Below are 15,476 nucleotides of genomic sequence, written 5' to 3' on the forward strand. Positions count from 1 at the left end.
GATTGGTACGGTCCCGAAAGACTGTGCCCCGCCGGAAACCGGGTCAATTTGATTTATTAACCGTAACGATCTTGCCGCAATGCTGTGTTGAAATTGTCACGCATCCGTCGGGACCTCCGGATAGGCGTCGAGCACAGGGCCGAGTGCGGCCTTGAGCGGTGCAAGGAAGGGGTCGAACGGCTTCCACTGGTCGACGCCTTCGCGATTGATCGGGCGGCGGACCTGTTCGGACGAGGCGGTGCGCACCGCGCGGTCATTTTCGTGGAAGCGCAGGCACGCAGCGTCGAACGGCAGGTCGAGAAAGGCGAGCAGGCGGCGGACCTCGCCCTCGACATCGTCGAGCAGCGCCTCGTGGATCACGCGGTGGATGCGGCCGGGCTGCACAACATCGAAATGGGCCATCATCCGCACATAATCGCGATAATAGGATCCGAGCTCGGCCTGGTCGTAGGTGAAGGCCTGGCCGCGGGCGAAATGCTGCTTGTAGTTGGAGAAGCCGCAGGCGAGCGGGTGCCGCCGTGCGTCGATGATCCTGGCGTTGGGGAGGATCAGGCGGATCAGCCCGACATGGAGCCAATTGTTGGGCAATTTGTCGATGAAGAAGGACCGGCCGGTCTTTCGCTGGATACGGGTGCGCGACAGATAGTCCTCGCCCAGCGTCCGCAGCGCATCCGCGGAGAGCCCGGCGAGGCTCTCCGGGTAGTGGCCGTCGCGGCCGCCGCTTTGCGCGGCGAGGGCGGGAATGTCGGGCAGCTCCATCGTGCCCTCGACCGCGGGATGGCTTGCCAGGATCTGCTCGATCAAGGTCGAACCGGCGCGGGGCATGCCCAGGATGAAGATCGGGTCGGGCGCCGCGCACCCTTGCCCGGCGCGCGCTGCGAAAAACTCTGCGGTGAAAAGCGCCGCGGCACGCCGGACCTGGTCTGCGGTCCGCGCCGGATCGTACGGGATCTGTTCGCGGCGGATGCGATTGCCTGACGCATAATGCGCAAAGGAGCGGGCCGGATCGCCGCGGTCCTCGAGCGCCTTGCCGAGGGCGAAATGAAGGTGGAGACGGTCTTCGTCCGAGAGCGGGTCCGCCTCCAGCGCCTGCTCCATCGCTGCGACGTCGGCATCGTCGAGCCGCACTGTCTTGAGGTTGGCGAGGCTCCACCAGACTTCGCCCAGATTCGGGGCCAGCGACAAGGCCCGGCGGTAGGCGGCGATGCTGTCCTCCCGCCGTCCGACCGTCTTGAGAAGATGGCCATAGCTCATCCATAATTTGGCCTGGGCCGGCACCCGGGCGAGGACCTGCTCGTAGATTGCGAGCGCCTCCTCGTAGCTGCCGATCCTCCCGAGCGCGGCGGCTTTCAGATTTTGATGGGCCGGATTGGCCGGATCCTTGCCGAGCAGGCCGTCGAGCAATTCGATCGCTTCGGCCGCGCGGTTCTGACGGTAGAGGATGGTCGCGAGATTGGCGCGGGCAGGGGCGAAGGCGGGGGCGAGCTCCAGAGCCCGGCGGAGCAGATTCTCGGCGTCGGGAAGGCGGCCGAGGCGGGCGGCGAGTTCGGCCATCATCCGGATGGCGGCGACGTCGGTCGGCTTCTCCTTGAGGTGCGGGCGAAGCTGGCGCTCGGCAATTGCTAGCCGGCCTTCGACGAGCGCACTCGCCGCCTCGATCAGCCGCGGATCGTGCACCGACGCGGCGATCGCCTCCAGCTCGGCTTCCTCCGCGCCGTGATCATCGGCTTGCGTCCGCAGCGCCAGTGCGAGCAGTCGCCAGGCATCGGCATTCGCCGGATCGTTGCGGAGGATCTCGCGTGCCTGGGTGGCAGCGAGGCCCGGCGCCTGCCGCAGCAACCGCCGGGTTTCGCCGAGCGCCTCGTCCACGGTGCCGATCGTCTTCATGCTGCTGGCCATCGCGTCAGCTTAGGGACGGCGACCGCTGAGGCAAGCGGATCCCGCTGCGCGAGCCCGCCATCGGCCGTGTTCCGTCACGGCACAGGCGAAAAAATCGCCAATCGACCCGTAGCCGCAATGGTAAAGAAAGCGTTAAACATGGTCTATGAGACCGATCGCCCCGTCCCGCATTGCCGCCTCGCTTCGTGCCCATCCGCTCCGCGCGGCTCTCGGAAGCGCTGCATTCGGCGCAATGCCCATAGACCAGGCGGCTGAATGGGCGGAAAGCGCGCGCTTCTTCGCCACCGCCTGGCTCGGCGGGGTCGTTTTTTTCGGGACTTTGTTCGCTTAAGGCACGCGTCGCCGCCGCGTCCCTCTCCGTCGCAACCGTTTCAGTCGCAGGCCTTGTGCAGCCGCCAGGCAAGCCATGCCGCGCCCAGGCTGGCGATCGAAACCATCAGCAGGGTCTCGGCGACCGACACGCCGAGCAGGACGAGGCCGGTGAGCAGGATCGCGGCGAGCACCATCGCGCCCGAATTGACGATGTTGTTGGCGGCCACGGTGCGCGCCGTCTCCGATTTCGCCACGGTCGTCGTCAGGAAGGCGTAGAGCGGCACGACGAACATGCCGCCCGACACGGCGACTCCGAACAGATCGAACATCACCCATTCCGCCTGCGATATGCGCACGAAGGTGGAGAAATCCATCAGCTCGCCGCCGACCGCAGGCCAGTGGATGACGTTCCAGTAGAGATGGACGATGAAGAGGCCCATCGCGATCGCCGCGGCGGGCGAATAGACCGCAAGCACGCGGCCCTTGAGCAGACGGTTGATCAGCACCGATCCGACACCGACTCCCACCGAGAAGATGGCGAGGAAGAGCGTCGCCACCTGCTCGTTGGCGTGGAGGACGTTCTTGACCAGAGGCGGGAACTGGGCGGCGAGAATCGCGCCCATCATCCAGAAGAAGCTGATGGAGGCTATGGCGAGGAACAGCCGCGGGATGTGCATGGTCGCATTGACCAGCCGGATCGAGGCACGGACGATATGCCAATCCATCTGGAGCGGCGGTGCGTCGGATTCGGGTGGCGCCGGCGGCACCTGTCGTCCGCTCAGCCAGCCGAGCAGGGCGACGACGAGCACGCCGATCGCCGCGACCCAGGCGTAATTGGTGCCGAGCAGCCCGCCGGCGATGGTGCCGAGAAGGATCGCGCCATAAGTGCCGGCCTCGACCAGTCCGGTGCCGCCGAGCACCTCGTCCTTGTGGAGATGCTGGGGCAGGATCGCGTATTTGATCGGGCCGAAGAAGCTCGAATGAACGCCCATCGCGAACAAGGCGAGGAGCAGCAAGGTGACGTTGGCAAGGAGCAGGCCGGCTGCGCCGAACAGCATGATCCCGATCTCGGCGGTCTTCACGATCCGCACGATCCGCGCCTTGTCGGTCGAATCGGCGAGCTGCCCGGCAAGGGCCGAAAACAGGAAGAAGGGCAGGATGAACAGTCCGCCGGCGATGGCGTTGAACGTCGCCTCGCGCGTGGCATCGCTGTAGACGGTGTAGGTCACCAGGATGACCATGGCCGACTTGTAGAGGTTGTCGTTGAACGCCCCCAGGAACTGGGTGACGAACAAGGGGAGGAAGCGGCGCTTGCCGAGCAGGTTCAGGGACGCTTGCACTTTACACGTTACACGGTGTCGTTGCGGGTGCGGGCGCAGGCGCCGGCGGGAGAGATCTCGCACATGGAGGGTGGGCATAGCCGCTAAAGCGCCTTCGTCAAAGGCGATCCGCATGCAGCTTGTCCCACGGGAGGGCAGTCGACCGGCGATCCTCTCCGATAACCGCTTGGCGACTCCGTACGGATGGATCCTCCCGGTGAGGCGCGAGGTCCCGGCAAGGCTCAAAAGAAGGCACCGCCCGCGTCCCCGAAAACCGCCTCTCCACTTTTTCGTGCGATGCTTTAAGGGGGTGGCGAGCCGATGTTGACGCTGCCCAACCTTCTCACGCTTTCGCGCATCCTCGCGGTGCCGCTTCTGGTGTTCCTGTTGTGGAAGCCGAGCTGGTGGGACTACGGCATCACCTTCATCCTCTACTGTATCGTCGGCATTACCGATTATTTCGATGGCTATCTTGCCCGCGCGCAGGGCACCGTCTCCCGGCTCGGCGTGTTTCTCGATCCGATCGCCGACAAGATCATGGTCGCCGCGGTGATCATCATGCTGGTCTCGTCGCGGGCGTCGAGCGGCGAGCCGGTGATCCACGGCTTCCACATCATTCCGGCGCTCGTGATCCTGCTGCGCGAGATCATCGTCTCGGGGCTGCGGGAATTCCTTGCAGGGCTGCAGGTCTCGATCCCGGTGAGCCAGCTGGCCAAGTGGAAGACGACGTTCCAGCTGGTCTCGCTCGGCGGATTGATCCTTGCCGGGGCGGCGCCGCAATGGCCGCTGGTGCATCTCGCCGCGCTCGTCTTCCTGTGGGCGGCGGCGGCTCTGACCCTCGTCACCGGCTGGGATTATCTGCGCGCCGGCCTCAAGCACATGGACTGACGTTGGCGATCGATCTGCTTTATTTCGGCGCCTTTCGCGATTCGATCGGCCGGGACGGCGAACGGGTCGATCCGCCGAGCCACGTCGTCACGGTCGCCGATCTGATCGCCTGGCTGGCCGAGCGAGGCGATCCTTATGCCGGAGCCTTCGCCCAGCGGGAGCGCGTGCTGGCAGCGGTCGAGGCGGAGCCGGCCGAGATGGAGGGCAACATCTTCGGCGCTCGCGAAGTCGCCTTGTTCCCGCCGCCGGGTGCGCTGTGATCGACGCCCGTATTCAGGCCGGTGACTTCGAACCCGGACGCCAGCTCCAGCGGCTCGAGGAACTCGGGGCGGGAGCGATCGCCAGCATGACCATCGTCCTGCGCGCCGCTGCCGACGTCCGCGAGGTGCAGATCGATCATTACCCCGCCCTCGCCAGGAACGTGCTGGCACGAATTGCGGCCGAAGCGGAGACGCGGTTCGGGCTGTCCGGGATCATCCTCATCCACCGCCACGGACTGCTCGCGCCCGGCGACCGCATCGCCCTGGCTGCGGCGACCTCAGCGGATCCGAAGGCGGCGCTCGACGGCTGCGCCTTCCTCAGCGAGTCTCTCGGTAAAACGGCGCCGTTCTGGCGCAAGGACGTGAAAGAGGACGGTTCGGCCGTCTGGCGCTGATCCTCGGCGCTTTTGCGCGTCGGATCAGCCCCGCGGATCACGCCTCAGGCTCCTCCCGTGCCAGCCACTGCTCGAGATGGCTGGGGCGTGGCTTTCGCGCTGGGTATGCGCCCGCGCCCCGCGCGGTCGCCTACTCCGAGCGTTCCAGCCACTGCTCCAGCCATTTGATCGTATAATCGCCGGCAAGGAATTCGGGATCCTCGACCAGCTTCTGATGGAGCGGGATGGTGGTCTTCATCCCCTCGATCACGAACTCCTCGAGCGCGCGCTTCAGGCGCATGATGCAGCGCTCGCGGGTGGTGCCGTAGACGATCAGCTTGGCGATCATGCTGTCATAATAAGGTGGCACCTTGTAGCCGCCGTAGAGGCCGCTGTCGGTGCGGACATGCATGCCGCCGGGCGCGAGATACGCCTTCACCGTGCCGGGCGAGGGCGCGAAGGTCCGCGGATCCTCGGCGTTGATCCGGCATTCGATCGCATGGCCGCGGAAGGTGAGCTGGTCCTGGGTGCAGGACAGGTCCTCGCCGGCGGCGATGCGGATCTGCTCGCGGACCAGATCGAGACCGGTGATCATCTCCGTCACCGGATGCTCCACCTGCAGACGGGTGTTCATCTCGATGAAGTAGAATTCGCCGTTCTCGTACAGGAATTCGATCGTGCCGGCGCCGCGATAGCCCATGTCGGCCATCGCCCGGGCGACGATCCCGCCCATCCGCTCGCGCTGCTCCGCCGAGATGACCGGGGAGGGCGCCTCTTCCAGAACCTTCTGGTGGCGGCGCTGCAGCGAGCAGTCGCGCTCGCCGAGGTGGACGGCATTGCCGCGGCCATCGCCGAACACCTGGAATTCGATGTGGCGCGGATCGCCGAGATATTTCTCGATATAGACGGTGGCGTCGCCGAACGCGGCCTTCGCCTCGGAGCCCGCCTGCACGATCAGCGCTTCGAGCTGGTCTTGGGACTCGACGACCTTCATGCCGCGTCCGCCTCCGCCCGACGCGGCCTTGACGATCACCGGATAGCCGATCTCGGCGGCAATGCGCTGGGCTTCGTCGATCGTCTCGATCGGACCATCGGAGCCGGGAACCAGCGGCAGCCCGAGCTTGGCGGCGGTTCGCTTCGCCTCGATCTTGTCGCCCATCACCCGGATATGCTCCGGTTTCGGGCCGATCCAGAGAATGCCGTGGCTTTCGACGATCTCCGCGAACCGGGCATTTTCCGACAGAAAGCCGTAGCCGGGGTGGATCGCATCGGCGTGGCTGAGTTCGGCCGCCGAGATGATGTTCGGGATGTTGAGATAGGAGTCGGCCGCCGCCGGCGGGCCGATGCAGATCGCTTCGTCGGCGAGACGGACGTGCATCGCGTCCGCGTCGGCGGTCGAGTGTACCGCCACCGTCTTGATGCCCATCTCATGGCAGGCGCGGTGGATACGGAGCGCGATTTCGCCGCGATTGGCGATCAGGACCTTCTGAATTTTCATATCAGCTCTCATCGGCCCGGCACGCCGCCGGGACTGGTGTCGGTGCAAGCAGGGCGGCAGGCGCGGCCCCGTCCGGACCCGAAATCATTCGGGCGCGTCCGGGGCGGCGCGGCACCGATCACTCGATGATCACCAGCGGCTGGTCATATTCGACCGGCTGGGCGTCCTGGACGAGGACCTGGGTAACGGTGCCGGAACGCGGGGCGGTGATCGGATTCATCACCTTCATCGCTTCGACGATGAGCAGGGTGTCGCCTTCCTTGACGCTCTGGCCGGGGCTGACGAACGGCTTCGCGCCCGGCTCTCCGGAAAGGTAGACGGTGCCGACCATCGGCGACTTGACCGCGCCGGGATGCGCGGCAGGCGAAATGTCGGCGGCCGGGCCGGCAGCGGGTGCGACAGGGGCTCCCGCGGACGGAGCGGGTGCGGCGACATGGACCGAGGCCGGCGCGGCATAAGTGATCTGGCGCTTGACCACGATGCGGCGCTCGTCATCCTCGACCTCGATCTCGGTCAGATCGTTCTTGTTCAGCAATTCGGCAAGGAGACGCACCAGATCTGCGTCAATCCGCATGCTCCCGCGGGAGCCGTTCTCGTCGGTCATTTGGACCCTCTTTTCCCCAGCAGTTCCGCTTCTTGCGGTATTTTGGCGCGCCTTGTCAGAGACCGGCCGCCGCGTCCAGAGCAAGCTGATAACTGAGCGCGCCGAAGCCCGCGATGGTTCCTCGCGCCGCCTTCGCGACATAGCTGCGATGGCGGAAGCTCTCGCGGGCATGCGGGTTGGACAGATGCACTTCGATCACGGGCGTGACGATCGATTTCATCGCGTCGTGGATGGCGATCGACGTGTGGGTGAACGCCCCGGCATTGAGGATCACCGCTTTCGCACCCTCGGCCTGCGCCTCGTGCAGCCAGTCGACGAGATGACCCTCATGGTTGGATTGGCGCATGTCGATCCGCACGCCCAGTTGGCGGGCGCGATCCTCCAGCCGGTCGGCGATGTCGTCCAGTGTGTCGGACCCGTAGATTTCGGGCTCGCGCGTGCCGAGCAGGTTGAGGTTCGGTCCGTTCAGCACGTAGATCGTCGGTAGCGTCGCCATGGAGAAACCCTATATGGCGGCGGGACGACAAGCGCAAAGGCGGCTTATGGTTTACGACGGTACAGTCTCGATCCGGGTCAATGGCAGCCATCGGCGGGTGCGCCAGGGCATGACGCTGGCGGAACTCGCGCTGGAGCTGGGGCTCGAGCCGACGCGGGTCGCGGTGGAACGCAATCTCGAGATCGTGCCCCGGTCCACTCTGGCGGAAGTCGTGATCGAGGATGGCGACGACTACGAGATCGTCACCTTCGTCGGCGGCGGCTGAACGGCCGGAATGACGCTACAGACGGGAATGACGACAGTGAATGTGATGACCTCGATCGGCGAAGACACGTGGACGGTGGCCGGGCGGACGTTCCGCTCGCGGCTGATCGTCGGCACCGGCAAATATAAGAGCTTCGAGCAGAACGCGGCCGCGGTCGCTGCGTCCGGGGCGGAGATCGTCACCGTCGCCGTGCGGCGGGTGAACATCGCCGATCCCAAGCAGCCGATGCTGACCGACTTCATCGATCCGAAGCAGATCGTCTATTTGCCCAACACGGCCGGCTGCTTCACCGCCGACGAGGCGATCCGCACGCTTCGCCTGGCGCGCGAAGCCGGTGGGTGGACGCTGGTCAAGCTTGAGGTGCTCGGCGAAGCGAAGACGCTTTATCCCGACATGATCGAGACGCTGCGCGCGACCGAGATCCTGGCGAAAGAGGGCTTCGATCCGATGGTCTACTGCGCCGACGACCCGATCGCGGCCAAGCGCCTCGAAGAGGCCGGTGCCGTTGCGATCATGCCGCTCGGCGCTCCGATCGGCTCCGGTCTCGGCCTTCAGAACGAGGTGATGATCCGGATCATGGTCGAGAATGCGACGGTCCCGGTGCTGGTCGATGCCGGCGTCGGAACCGCGTCCGACGCTGCAGTGGCGATGGAGCTCGGCTGCGACGGCGTGCTGATGAACACGGCAATCGCCGAGGCCAAGGATCCGGTGATGATGGCAACGGCGATGCGCCTTGCCGTCGAATCGGGGCGTCTCGCCTATCGCGCCGGGCGGATGGGCAAGCGCCGCTATGCCGACCCGTCAAGCCCGCTCGCCGGGCTGATCTGAGCCTTTTTAGAATTATCGCCAAAGCCAAAATCCGGAGCCCCTTTTTGGCGCGATGCTCTAGTCGCCGCCTCCGCAGCCGCCACCGCAGCTCGCGCAATCTCCGTCGCCACCCGATGAGTCGTGCCCAACGGAAGCATCGCCGCCGCAGCCGCTACCGTCCTTGTTCCTGCGACGCTGCTCGCCGTGCTCGGTGCGTTGCATTGCAAGGACGGCGAGAGAGACTGCAACGATGCCGCCGATGAACAGGAAGGTGGGGCCGGCGAGCAGCGCCAGGAAGGTCCCGGCCAGGGCTGCGCACAGGGCGCCAAGCCACAGGCGTATGCTCTCGGCCTCTGTGCGATCGTCTTCGATCGACGGAATGGGCCAGATATCGCTCGGCGCCGGACCGAAGATGCTTTCGTAGAGCCGCAAGGTCTCGCGATACTGCGCGCGGAACCGCTCTTCCTCAAGCGGCTCGCCGGACCCGGGCAGATGCTGGAGGAGCTTGCCGAGCACCTGCCCACACAGGACGCCCCGATAATGGTCGTCGTCTTCGAGGTGGAGGTGCCAGGCCGCATCGACCGGCTTCGACGGAGTGACTTCGAAGTCTGCGATCGCGGCGAGATAGAGGAACCGCCGATATTCGGCGATCACCCGCGCCGCATGGGCATCCGGCCAGCCATTTGCGTCCGCAAGGCGGCGTTCGAATTGGGAGGGGCTCGATCCGATCCTGAAATCGGAGAGGGTGGGCCAGAGGCCCGTCGGATCCGCAGCAGCGCGCAGGTCACCGGTCATCTGCTGAAGAGAATAAGGCTCCCGCATTACGGATTTGTGACGATGCGGGGCGAATACGCCGCCCCGCATCGTCGATCAGAAGCCGAGACGCACCGGTCGCTCGGGCTTGGCCTGAACCTCGGCGCGCAGCAGGGCCGCGATGTCTGCCGCCGAAGCCTCGGGGCGATAACGCAGCTGCCGTTTCACGACGGCGAAGTCGCCCGGGGTCAGCCCGCTGATGTCGCGGAGGGCATGCGGTGGCGAAAGTCCGAAGAAGCGATAAAAGGCTTTCTCCGCGGTCTCGTGCGACATCACTTTCAAGTCGATCTTGAAGACAAAACGCCGCAGCGCCGCCGGATCGAGCCGCTGCGCAAAGTTGGTTGCGGCAATGAACGGCAGCGGGTGCGAATCCATCCAGGTGAGCAATTCGTTGACCTGCGTCACCTCCCAGGATTGGCGGGCATCCTGGCGATCACGCAACAGCGAATCGACTTCGTCGAACAGCAGGACGGAACCTTCGTCGCGGGCAGTGGCGAACGCCTCGGCGATGTTCGCTTCGGTGCCGCCGACCCATTTGGACAGCAAATCCGATCCGCGCTTGACGGCAAGCGGCCGATCGAGCCGCTCGGCGAGATGCGCCGCAAGCGCAGTCTTGCCGGTTCCCGGCGGTCCGGTGAGGAGCAGTGAGAAATCGAACGGCGCGTCCGCGGCCGAGAGCCGGGCGACGAGCGCCCGGATCCCTTCATCCGCTTCGTAGAGATCGAGGTCCAGCGCGCTCCCCGAAAGCTGTGGCGGCAGGCAGCGTCCGCCGCGAAGGCCAAGGAGCAGCGAACCGGCCGCCGCGGCGACGCCGGTGCCCCCGGCCAGCGCGGCCGAACGCAGTGCAACGCGGGCGATTGCAGCCGTTTCCGGTTCGCGCGCGACGAGCGTGTCGAGCGATCCGGCGTCGACGCCCTCCGCCCTGGCGATCCGGGTTACGATCCGGGCCCGTGCACGGGGCCCGGGATAGTCCATTCGCAGCACGTAGCTCATCCGCCGCAAATGTGCCGGATCGACGTCGCCGATCGCGTTCGACGTCCACAGGATCGGAACCGGATTGCTCTCCAGAAGCCGGTTGACGAAGATCTTGGAGCCGAGCTTCTGGCCGGATGCGATCCCGTCGGCGAACAGATCCTCCATTTCGTCGAACAGGATCAGGCTGCCTCCACGCCGGGCGAGCAGCCGCTGCGCACGGGTGAGCGCGTGCACGCGATAGCGGCGGTTGGGCTCGTCGCCATCGGGATCGCTTTCCCCGACCGCATGGAGGGCGTGGCCTGCCTCCGCCGCAAGGGTGCGCGCGAGCTCGGTCTTGCCCGTCCCCGGCGGACCGTGGATCAGCACGTTGACGCCGGAGGCGCCGCGCGTGACCGCGCCGCGGACCAGGCGGACAAGGAATTCGAGATCCTTCGCATGCTCGGCAAAGTCGTCGGGTGAAAGCGCTGCGGGCTGACGGGCTCCGGCAAGGACGGTGACCAGCCGATCCTCATCAGTGAAGCCGCCGTCGAGGATGTCGGCGAGGCGCCAGTCGAGCGTGAGATCGACTCCGCCCGAATAGCTGTCCGCCGAAGCCTCGATCAGTCCAAGCTTGATCAGAGGAGACCGGCGCACGCGCAACGCCCCTCCGGACGGCTCGCCGCCGGCGAGCATCGCGATCAGTGCCGGGATATCCTCGCCTGCGGACACCAAGCGGTCCCGCAACACCGCCAGATGCGGCAGACGATCCAGTGCTGCGGTGACGGAGAGCACATCGCGATCGAAGCCGTGAAGATCGAGCAGGTCGGCGATCGCCGCAATGCCTGCGGACAGACCGTTATCCTCCCCGTCAACGACGATCTCGCCGGCGAGCCGGGACAGGCTGTCCCAGTCGAATCTGTCTCCCCTTGCCTTCTTCTTCCCGGGGTCGCGCCAGACGTGGCCCGGCCAAAGCCAGTCACGCTGATCATCGGCCCAATCGAGGGTTGCCGAGGCGGCCTTGCCGCCACGGCTCTTGGTGGCGCGCAGCAGGCAAAGAATGCGCTGCGCCAAAAGCTTCTCGCCCATGATTCATCCATCGCGGCGGGCAGGCGCGCATGATCTTGCGCGCGGCCGCAACCGCGTTCCAGAGATGTTGAAATCATTGATGTGCCATTCGCCGGGTCCGTACCCGGCCGGCGCGTCAGCGCTGGGGCGGGATCCGGACGGAGGCGGAGACAAGATTTCCATTGTCCATGCGATTCAGCATCGCTCGCTCCATCTGACCAGCTGCGGCACGATTGCCGCAGGGCGGTGGCGATTAGGCGTACCCGTAACGATTGTCAACCGGGCCAGCGGCGCAGGACACGCGGCCCCCGATCTCCGGATCGGGCGTGGGTTCGGCATCTCGCCCCCCGTCGCAGGCGCGGAGGGCGGCGAGCGCCGTTCGGCTCGGTCGACGATCGAGCCGCGCGCAGGGAGGATCACAAAACGATGCACGAGTGCCTACCACCCGCGCGAATCACCCGTTCCGGGTGGCCCAGTCTTCGAAGATCGCGCTCAACACCATCGTGAGCGAAAGCACGGTAACCACGGCAGCAAACATCTAATTCCCCCTGATCCACGGCAGGCCGGCACATTCCCACTCTCTTGCCGCGCCGTCCCAAAGGTCCAACGCAGCCGTGCCGGGCAAGCTTCACCAATCCTTGTGACAGTCTGACGTCGCCGCCGGTGCGAACCCGCAGCGGCCACGACGGATCAGTCTTGCTGCGTTTCGCCCGAGGCGTCGTCCGCAGTCTCTTCGCCGCCGACGCTCTGGGCATCCTGGAAGAAGGGCTCGACCTCGCCCTTGAGTTTCACCGTCATCGGCTGCCCGAAGCGATCGAGGCTGCGTCCCGCCGCGACCCGGATCCAGCCTTCGGAGACGCTATATTCCTCGACGTCGGTCCGCTCCTTGCCCTTGAAGCGTATGCCGACACCGCGGCGGAGCAGGCTGGCGTCGAAATACTGGCTCTTCGGATTGAGCGAGAGCCGATCGGGGGGCGTGTCTGCCATGATGTTCAACCTTCTTGCGTCTTGGCGGCGATGTAGGCCGCAACCTGTTGTTCGAGGATGTCGAGCGGCAGCGCTCCATTTTCGAGCACCGCCGCATGGAAATCGCGTACGTCGAACCGGGGTCCGAGTTCGCGCTCGGCGCGCTGGCGCAGTTCGACGATCTTCAGCTGGCCGATCTTGTAGCTCGTCGCTTGCCCCGGCCAATTGAAATAGCGTTCCACCTCCTTGACGATATCGCGCTCCGAGAGCAGCGAATTGTCCTGGAAATAGCGGATCGCCTGCTCGCGCGTCCAGCGTTTGCCATGAATCCCGGTGTCGGTCACAAGCCGCACGGCCCGCCACAATTCGAGCGAAAGATGGCCGAACTCGGAATAGGGATCCTGGTAGAAGCCCATTTCGCGGCCGAGCCGCTCGGCATAAAGGCCCCAGCCTTCGACATAGGCACCGTAGAAACCAAAGCGTCTGAACTTTGGAATTCCAGTCAGTTCCTGCTGGAGTGCGATCTGGAAATGGTGGCCCGGCGCGCCTTCGTGATAGCTGATGCTTTCGATCTGCGGCTTCAGAACCTGGTTCATGTCGGCCAGGTTCACGTAATAGATCCCCGGCCGTGAGCCGTCGGGGGTCGGCGGATTGTAGAAGGCCACCGACGCCGTTTCCTGCCGCCAGGTTTCGACCGCGCGCACTTCGAGCGGTGCCTTCGGCAAGCGTCGGAACAGGGTGGGCGCCTTCGCCATCACCTGCGCGATCAAGGCCTTGGCTTCGGTCAGATAGGCTTGCCGGCCGGCGTCACTGTTCGGATATTTGAACTGGCTGCCGTTCTTGATGTGCTGGAAGAATGCCTGGAGGTTGCCCCTGAAGCCGACGCGCTCCTTGATCGCCTCCATCTCCTTCTGGATCCGCGCCACCTCGGAAAGGCCGATCTCGTGAATCCGGTCGGCGGACAGGTTGGTCGTGGTCGAGGCGCGAAGCCGGGCGGCATAGTAGTCCGCGCCGTCGGGCAGGCTCCAGGCGCCCTGGTTGCCCGTCGCCTTTGGTTCGATCGTGTCGAGCGTCCGGAGCATGGTTTGGATGCCGCGGCGGAAGGGTCCCGAAAGTGCCGCGTTCGCCTCGCCGATCAGCCGAACCTTAACCTCCGCCGGCGCGTCGAGCGCATTGACCTTCTTGCGGAAATCGGCGAGCAAAGTGCTGTCGGCGCCCTGATCGAACGGCGCGCCGGTGATCACTCGCTTGGCGTCGGCCCGCACCGGCGCGAAGTTGAACTTCGGCGGCACGATGCCTTTCTCAGCCTGGCGCAGTGCCCGGTCCGAAATCTCGCGCATCACCCGCTCGCTGTCGCGGAGACGAGCGACATAGGCCTTGGCATCGGCGACGCTGTCGACCCGGTGCTGGTTGATCAGAAAGACGGGGATGTCGCCGGCCGGGCTGCCGTTGGTCGAGAAAGGAAAGCCATAGTCGCGCCAGCGATGCTGCTCGCGGCCCTGCATGACCGAATATTCGAACAATCGGTAGCTGAGCTGTGCCGCAGGGCTCAGGCGCGCGACATCGAACTTCGCCTTCATCTCGGCGAGCTTCGCCTCCGACAGGGCACGTTGCCGTTCGGCCTCCGCGTCGGTATAATCGTCGAGCCGGTCGTAATGCGTCTTGATGCCGAGGCCGGTCAGCGTTTCGGGCGACCGCGCCGCCGCCTCGTCGAAGGCCGCGTCGAGGAAGGCGAGAAATCGCGCATCGTCCGTCTCGCCGGCCGGGAGCTGGGGCGGCGGCGCCGGCAATTCGCTCACCGACGCCGGGGCGTGGGGTGCGGCCGTGCAGGCGCCAATGAGGAGCAGTGCGATGAGAGGCAGAGTGCGCGTCACAACATCCCTTTCTTGTCGGACCGGCCGTCTCTAGCGCTTGGGATTGTCCCGTCCAGCGTTTGACTGGATCTCAAGGTGCTTCCGGTCCGCTTCGAAGCAGGGATTCCAGATCGGCTCCGGCCCGAATCGCCCGACGAGGAAGTCCACGAGGGCGCGAACGCGCGCCGTGCTGGCGCGGCCGGGCGGCATCACCGCGTGAAGCCCGCTTTCCTGCAGCGCGAAATCGATCAGGAGCGGCTCGAGCGCTCTGCTTGCGAGCGCCTGAGACGCGATGAAGGTGGGTAGCAGGCAGAGGCCGAGCCCTTTTTCCGCAGCGACGCGGAGCATCTCGCCATTGTCGGCGCGCAGGCGCGGCTGAACCCGAATCGTCTCCCAGCGTGAGCCGATGCGGAAACGCCATTGTTCGTTGCCGTAGACGAGGATGTCGTGCGCGGTAAGATCGCGTGGATGGGCGGGCCGCCCGCGTCGCTCCAGATAGTCCGGGCTGCCGACCAGGATTCGATGCACCGGCGCGATCTTGCGCGCGATCAGCGCGGAATCTTCGAGCCGGCCGATGCGCACTGCAAGATCGAAACCGCCTGCGATCAGATCAACATTGCGATCGTCGAGGGAGATGTCGAGCTCGACCCGCGGATTGGCCGCGGCGAATTCGGCGAGCGCAGGCGCGAGATAGGAAATGCCGAAGGAAAGGGGAGCGGAGAGGCGGATAGCGCCGGCGACCTGGGTCATCGCGTCGGCCACGACCTCCTGCGCCGCCTCGAGTTCGGCGAGCACGTTGGATGCGCGTTCAAAATAGGCCTGGCCGGGGTCGGTCGGCTGCGCCCCGGCGGCGCTGCGGGTCAGCAGGCGCGCGCCGAGCTGATCCTCCAAGCGTGCGACACGGCGGCTCACGATCGATTTGGACATCCCCATCCGCTCTGCGGCACGCGAGAAAGCGCCGGTCTCGACCACCCGGACGAAGGCGAGGACATCCAGGAGATCGACCGCAGAGCGTTCCAGCATATGCAACACCAAGATGCGTTTGACAGGGCTACTCGCAACGCCGCTACGCCCATAGATGCTGTCGTGCAAGCAATTGGAGG

The 15,476-nt window shown here is 65.7% G+C and carries 13 protein-coding genes and 1 pseudogene; 4 read left to right on the forward strand and 10 right to left on the reverse strand.

Annotated elements, in window-relative coordinates:
• Positions 1-96: 96 nt before the first annotated feature.
• Both C7I55_RS10900 and C7I55_RS10910 read right to left on the reverse strand, forming a co-directional pair.
• Entirely contained in the window at positions 97-1,899 is a 1,803-nt protein-coding gene (locus tag C7I55_RS10900) for a tetratricopeptide repeat-containing sulfotransferase family protein (RefSeq protein ID WP_233222158.1), read from the reverse strand.
• Between the two features lie 371 nt (positions 1,900-2,270).
• The gene (locus tag C7I55_RS10910) at positions 2,271-3,551 is read right to left on the reverse strand and encodes an MFS transporter (RefSeq protein ID WP_106512943.1); all 1,281 of its coding nucleotides are present in this window, start codon (positions 3,549-3,551) and stop codon (positions 2,271-2,273) included.
• Between the two features lie 300 nt (positions 3,552-3,851).
• On the opposite strand from C7I55_RS10910, the gene pgsA reads away from it, so the two are divergent.
• From pgsA to C7I55_RS10925, 3 genes are read left to right on the forward strand one after another with little or no spacing between them, the layout of a single operon-like run.
• Positions 3,852-4,418 (forward strand): CDP-diacylglycerol--glycerol-3-phosphate 3-phosphatidyltransferase, encoded by a 567-nt coding sequence (gene pgsA, locus C7I55_RS10915; RefSeq protein ID WP_106512944.1) that lies wholly within the window; start codon positions 3,852-3,854, stop codon positions 4,416-4,418.
• 2 nt (positions 4,419-4,420) lie between these two features.
• A complete protein-coding gene (locus C7I55_RS10920; RefSeq protein ID WP_106512945.1) occupies positions 4,421-4,678 on the forward strand; it encodes a MoaD/ThiS family protein in 258 nt (85 codons plus the stop codon).
• On the forward strand, positions 4,675-5,073 hold the full coding sequence (locus C7I55_RS10925; protein WP_106512946.1) for a molybdenum cofactor biosynthesis protein MoaE: 399 nt from the start codon (positions 4,675-4,677) through the stop codon (positions 5,071-5,073). The genes C7I55_RS10920 and C7I55_RS10925 overlap by 4 nt, the downstream gene beginning before the upstream one ends.
• A 130-nt stretch (positions 5,074-5,203) precedes the next feature.
• On the opposite strand, the gene accC is transcribed toward C7I55_RS10925, so the two are convergent.
• From accC to aroQ, 3 genes are all read right to left on the reverse strand, one after another.
• Positions 5,204-6,550 (reverse strand): acetyl-CoA carboxylase biotin carboxylase subunit, encoded by a 1,347-nt coding sequence (gene accC, locus C7I55_RS10930; protein ID WP_106512947.1) that lies wholly within the window; start codon positions 6,548-6,550, stop codon positions 5,204-5,206.
• A 118-nt stretch (positions 6,551-6,668) separates the two neighbouring features.
• The gene (gene accB, locus C7I55_RS10935; protein ID WP_199192787.1) at positions 6,669-7,154 is read right to left on the reverse strand and encodes an acetyl-CoA carboxylase biotin carboxyl carrier protein; all 486 of its coding nucleotides are present in this window, start codon (positions 7,152-7,154) and stop codon (positions 6,669-6,671) included.
• A gap of 55 nt (positions 7,155-7,209) precedes the next feature.
• A complete protein-coding gene (gene aroQ / locus C7I55_RS10940) occupies positions 7,210-7,650 on the reverse strand; it encodes a type II 3-dehydroquinate dehydratase (protein ID WP_106512948.1) in 441 nt (146 codons plus the stop codon).
• A 46-nt stretch (positions 7,651-7,696) separates the two neighbouring features.
• On the opposite strand from aroQ, the pseudogene thiS reads away from it, so the two are divergent.
• Positions 7,697-8,743: pseudogene (gene thiS / locus C7I55_RS10950) on the forward strand (sulfur carrier protein ThiS).
• A 57-nt stretch (positions 8,744-8,800) separates the two neighbouring features.
• Here the strand turns inward: thiS and C7I55_RS10955 are convergent.
• The 5 genes from C7I55_RS10955 to C7I55_RS10975 form a co-directional block, all read right to left on the reverse strand.
• Positions 8,801-9,517, reverse strand: a complete 717-nt coding sequence (locus tag C7I55_RS10955) for a glycine-rich domain-containing protein (RefSeq protein WP_106512950.1) — start codon at positions 9,515-9,517, stop codon at positions 8,801-8,803.
• A 75-nt stretch (positions 9,518-9,592) separates the two neighbouring features.
• A complete protein-coding gene (locus C7I55_RS10960) occupies positions 9,593-11,575 on the reverse strand; it encodes an AAA family ATPase (RefSeq protein ID WP_106512951.1) in 1,983 nt (660 codons plus the stop codon).
• A gap of 669 nt (positions 11,576-12,244) precedes the next feature.
• On the reverse strand, positions 12,245-12,541 hold the full coding sequence (locus tag C7I55_RS10965) for a DUF3297 family protein (protein WP_106512952.1): 297 nt from the start codon (positions 12,539-12,541) through the stop codon (positions 12,245-12,247).
• 5 nt (positions 12,542-12,546) lie between these two features.
• A complete protein-coding gene (locus C7I55_RS10970) occupies positions 12,547-14,394 on the reverse strand; it encodes a DUF885 domain-containing protein (protein WP_408640597.1) in 1,848 nt (615 codons plus the stop codon).
• A gap of 30 nt (positions 14,395-14,424) precedes the next feature.
• Positions 14,425-15,396 carry a LysR family transcriptional regulator gene (locus C7I55_RS10975; RefSeq protein ID WP_106513216.1) on the reverse strand — a complete coding sequence of 324 codons (972 nt, stop codon included), beginning with the start codon at positions 15,394-15,396 and terminating at the stop codon, positions 14,425-14,427.
• Positions 15,397-15,476 lie beyond the last annotated feature (80 nt).

Source organism: Allosphingosinicella deserti (genome assembly GCF_003012735.1).
In the GTDB taxonomy this organism is placed as follows: domain Bacteria; phylum Pseudomonadota; class Alphaproteobacteria; order Sphingomonadales; family Sphingomonadaceae; genus Allosphingosinicella; species Allosphingosinicella deserti.

What these genes read in the sequence shown, in the direction of transcription:
- pgsA (WP_106512944.1), top strand. Translation starts at nt 3,852, where the DNA reads ATGTTGACGCTGCCCAACCTTCTCACGCTTTCGCGCATCCTCGCGGTG.
- C7I55_RS10975 (WP_106513216.1), bottom strand. Translation starts at nt 15,396, where the DNA reads ATGCTGGAACGCTCTGCGGTCGATCTCCTGGATGTCCTCGCCTTCGTC.
- C7I55_RS10960 (WP_106512951.1), bottom strand. Translation starts at nt 11,575, where the DNA reads ATGGGCGAGAAGCTTTTGGCGCAGCGCATTCTTTGCCTGCTGCGCGCC.
- C7I55_RS10955 (WP_106512950.1), bottom strand. Translation starts at nt 9,517, where the DNA reads ATGACCGGTGACCTGCGCGCTGCTGCGGATCCGACGGGCCTCTGGCCC.
- C7I55_RS10965 (WP_106512952.1), bottom strand. Translation starts at nt 12,541, where the DNA reads ATGGCAGACACGCCCCCCGATCGGCTCTCGCTCAATCCGAAGAGCCAG.
- accB (WP_199192787.1), bottom strand. Translation starts at nt 7,154, where the DNA reads ATGACCGACGAGAACGGCTCCCGCGGGAGCATGCGGATTGACGCAGAT.
- aroQ (WP_106512948.1), bottom strand. Translation starts at nt 7,650, where the DNA reads ATGGCGACGCTACCGACGATCTACGTGCTGAACGGACCGAACCTCAAC.
- accC (WP_106512947.1), bottom strand. Translation starts at nt 6,550, where the DNA reads ATGAAAATTCAGAAGGTCCTGATCGCCAATCGCGGCGAAATCGCGCTC.
- C7I55_RS10900 (WP_233222158.1), bottom strand. Translation starts at nt 1,899, where the DNA reads ATGGCCAGCAGCATGAAGACGATCGGCACCGTGGACGAGGCGCTCGGC.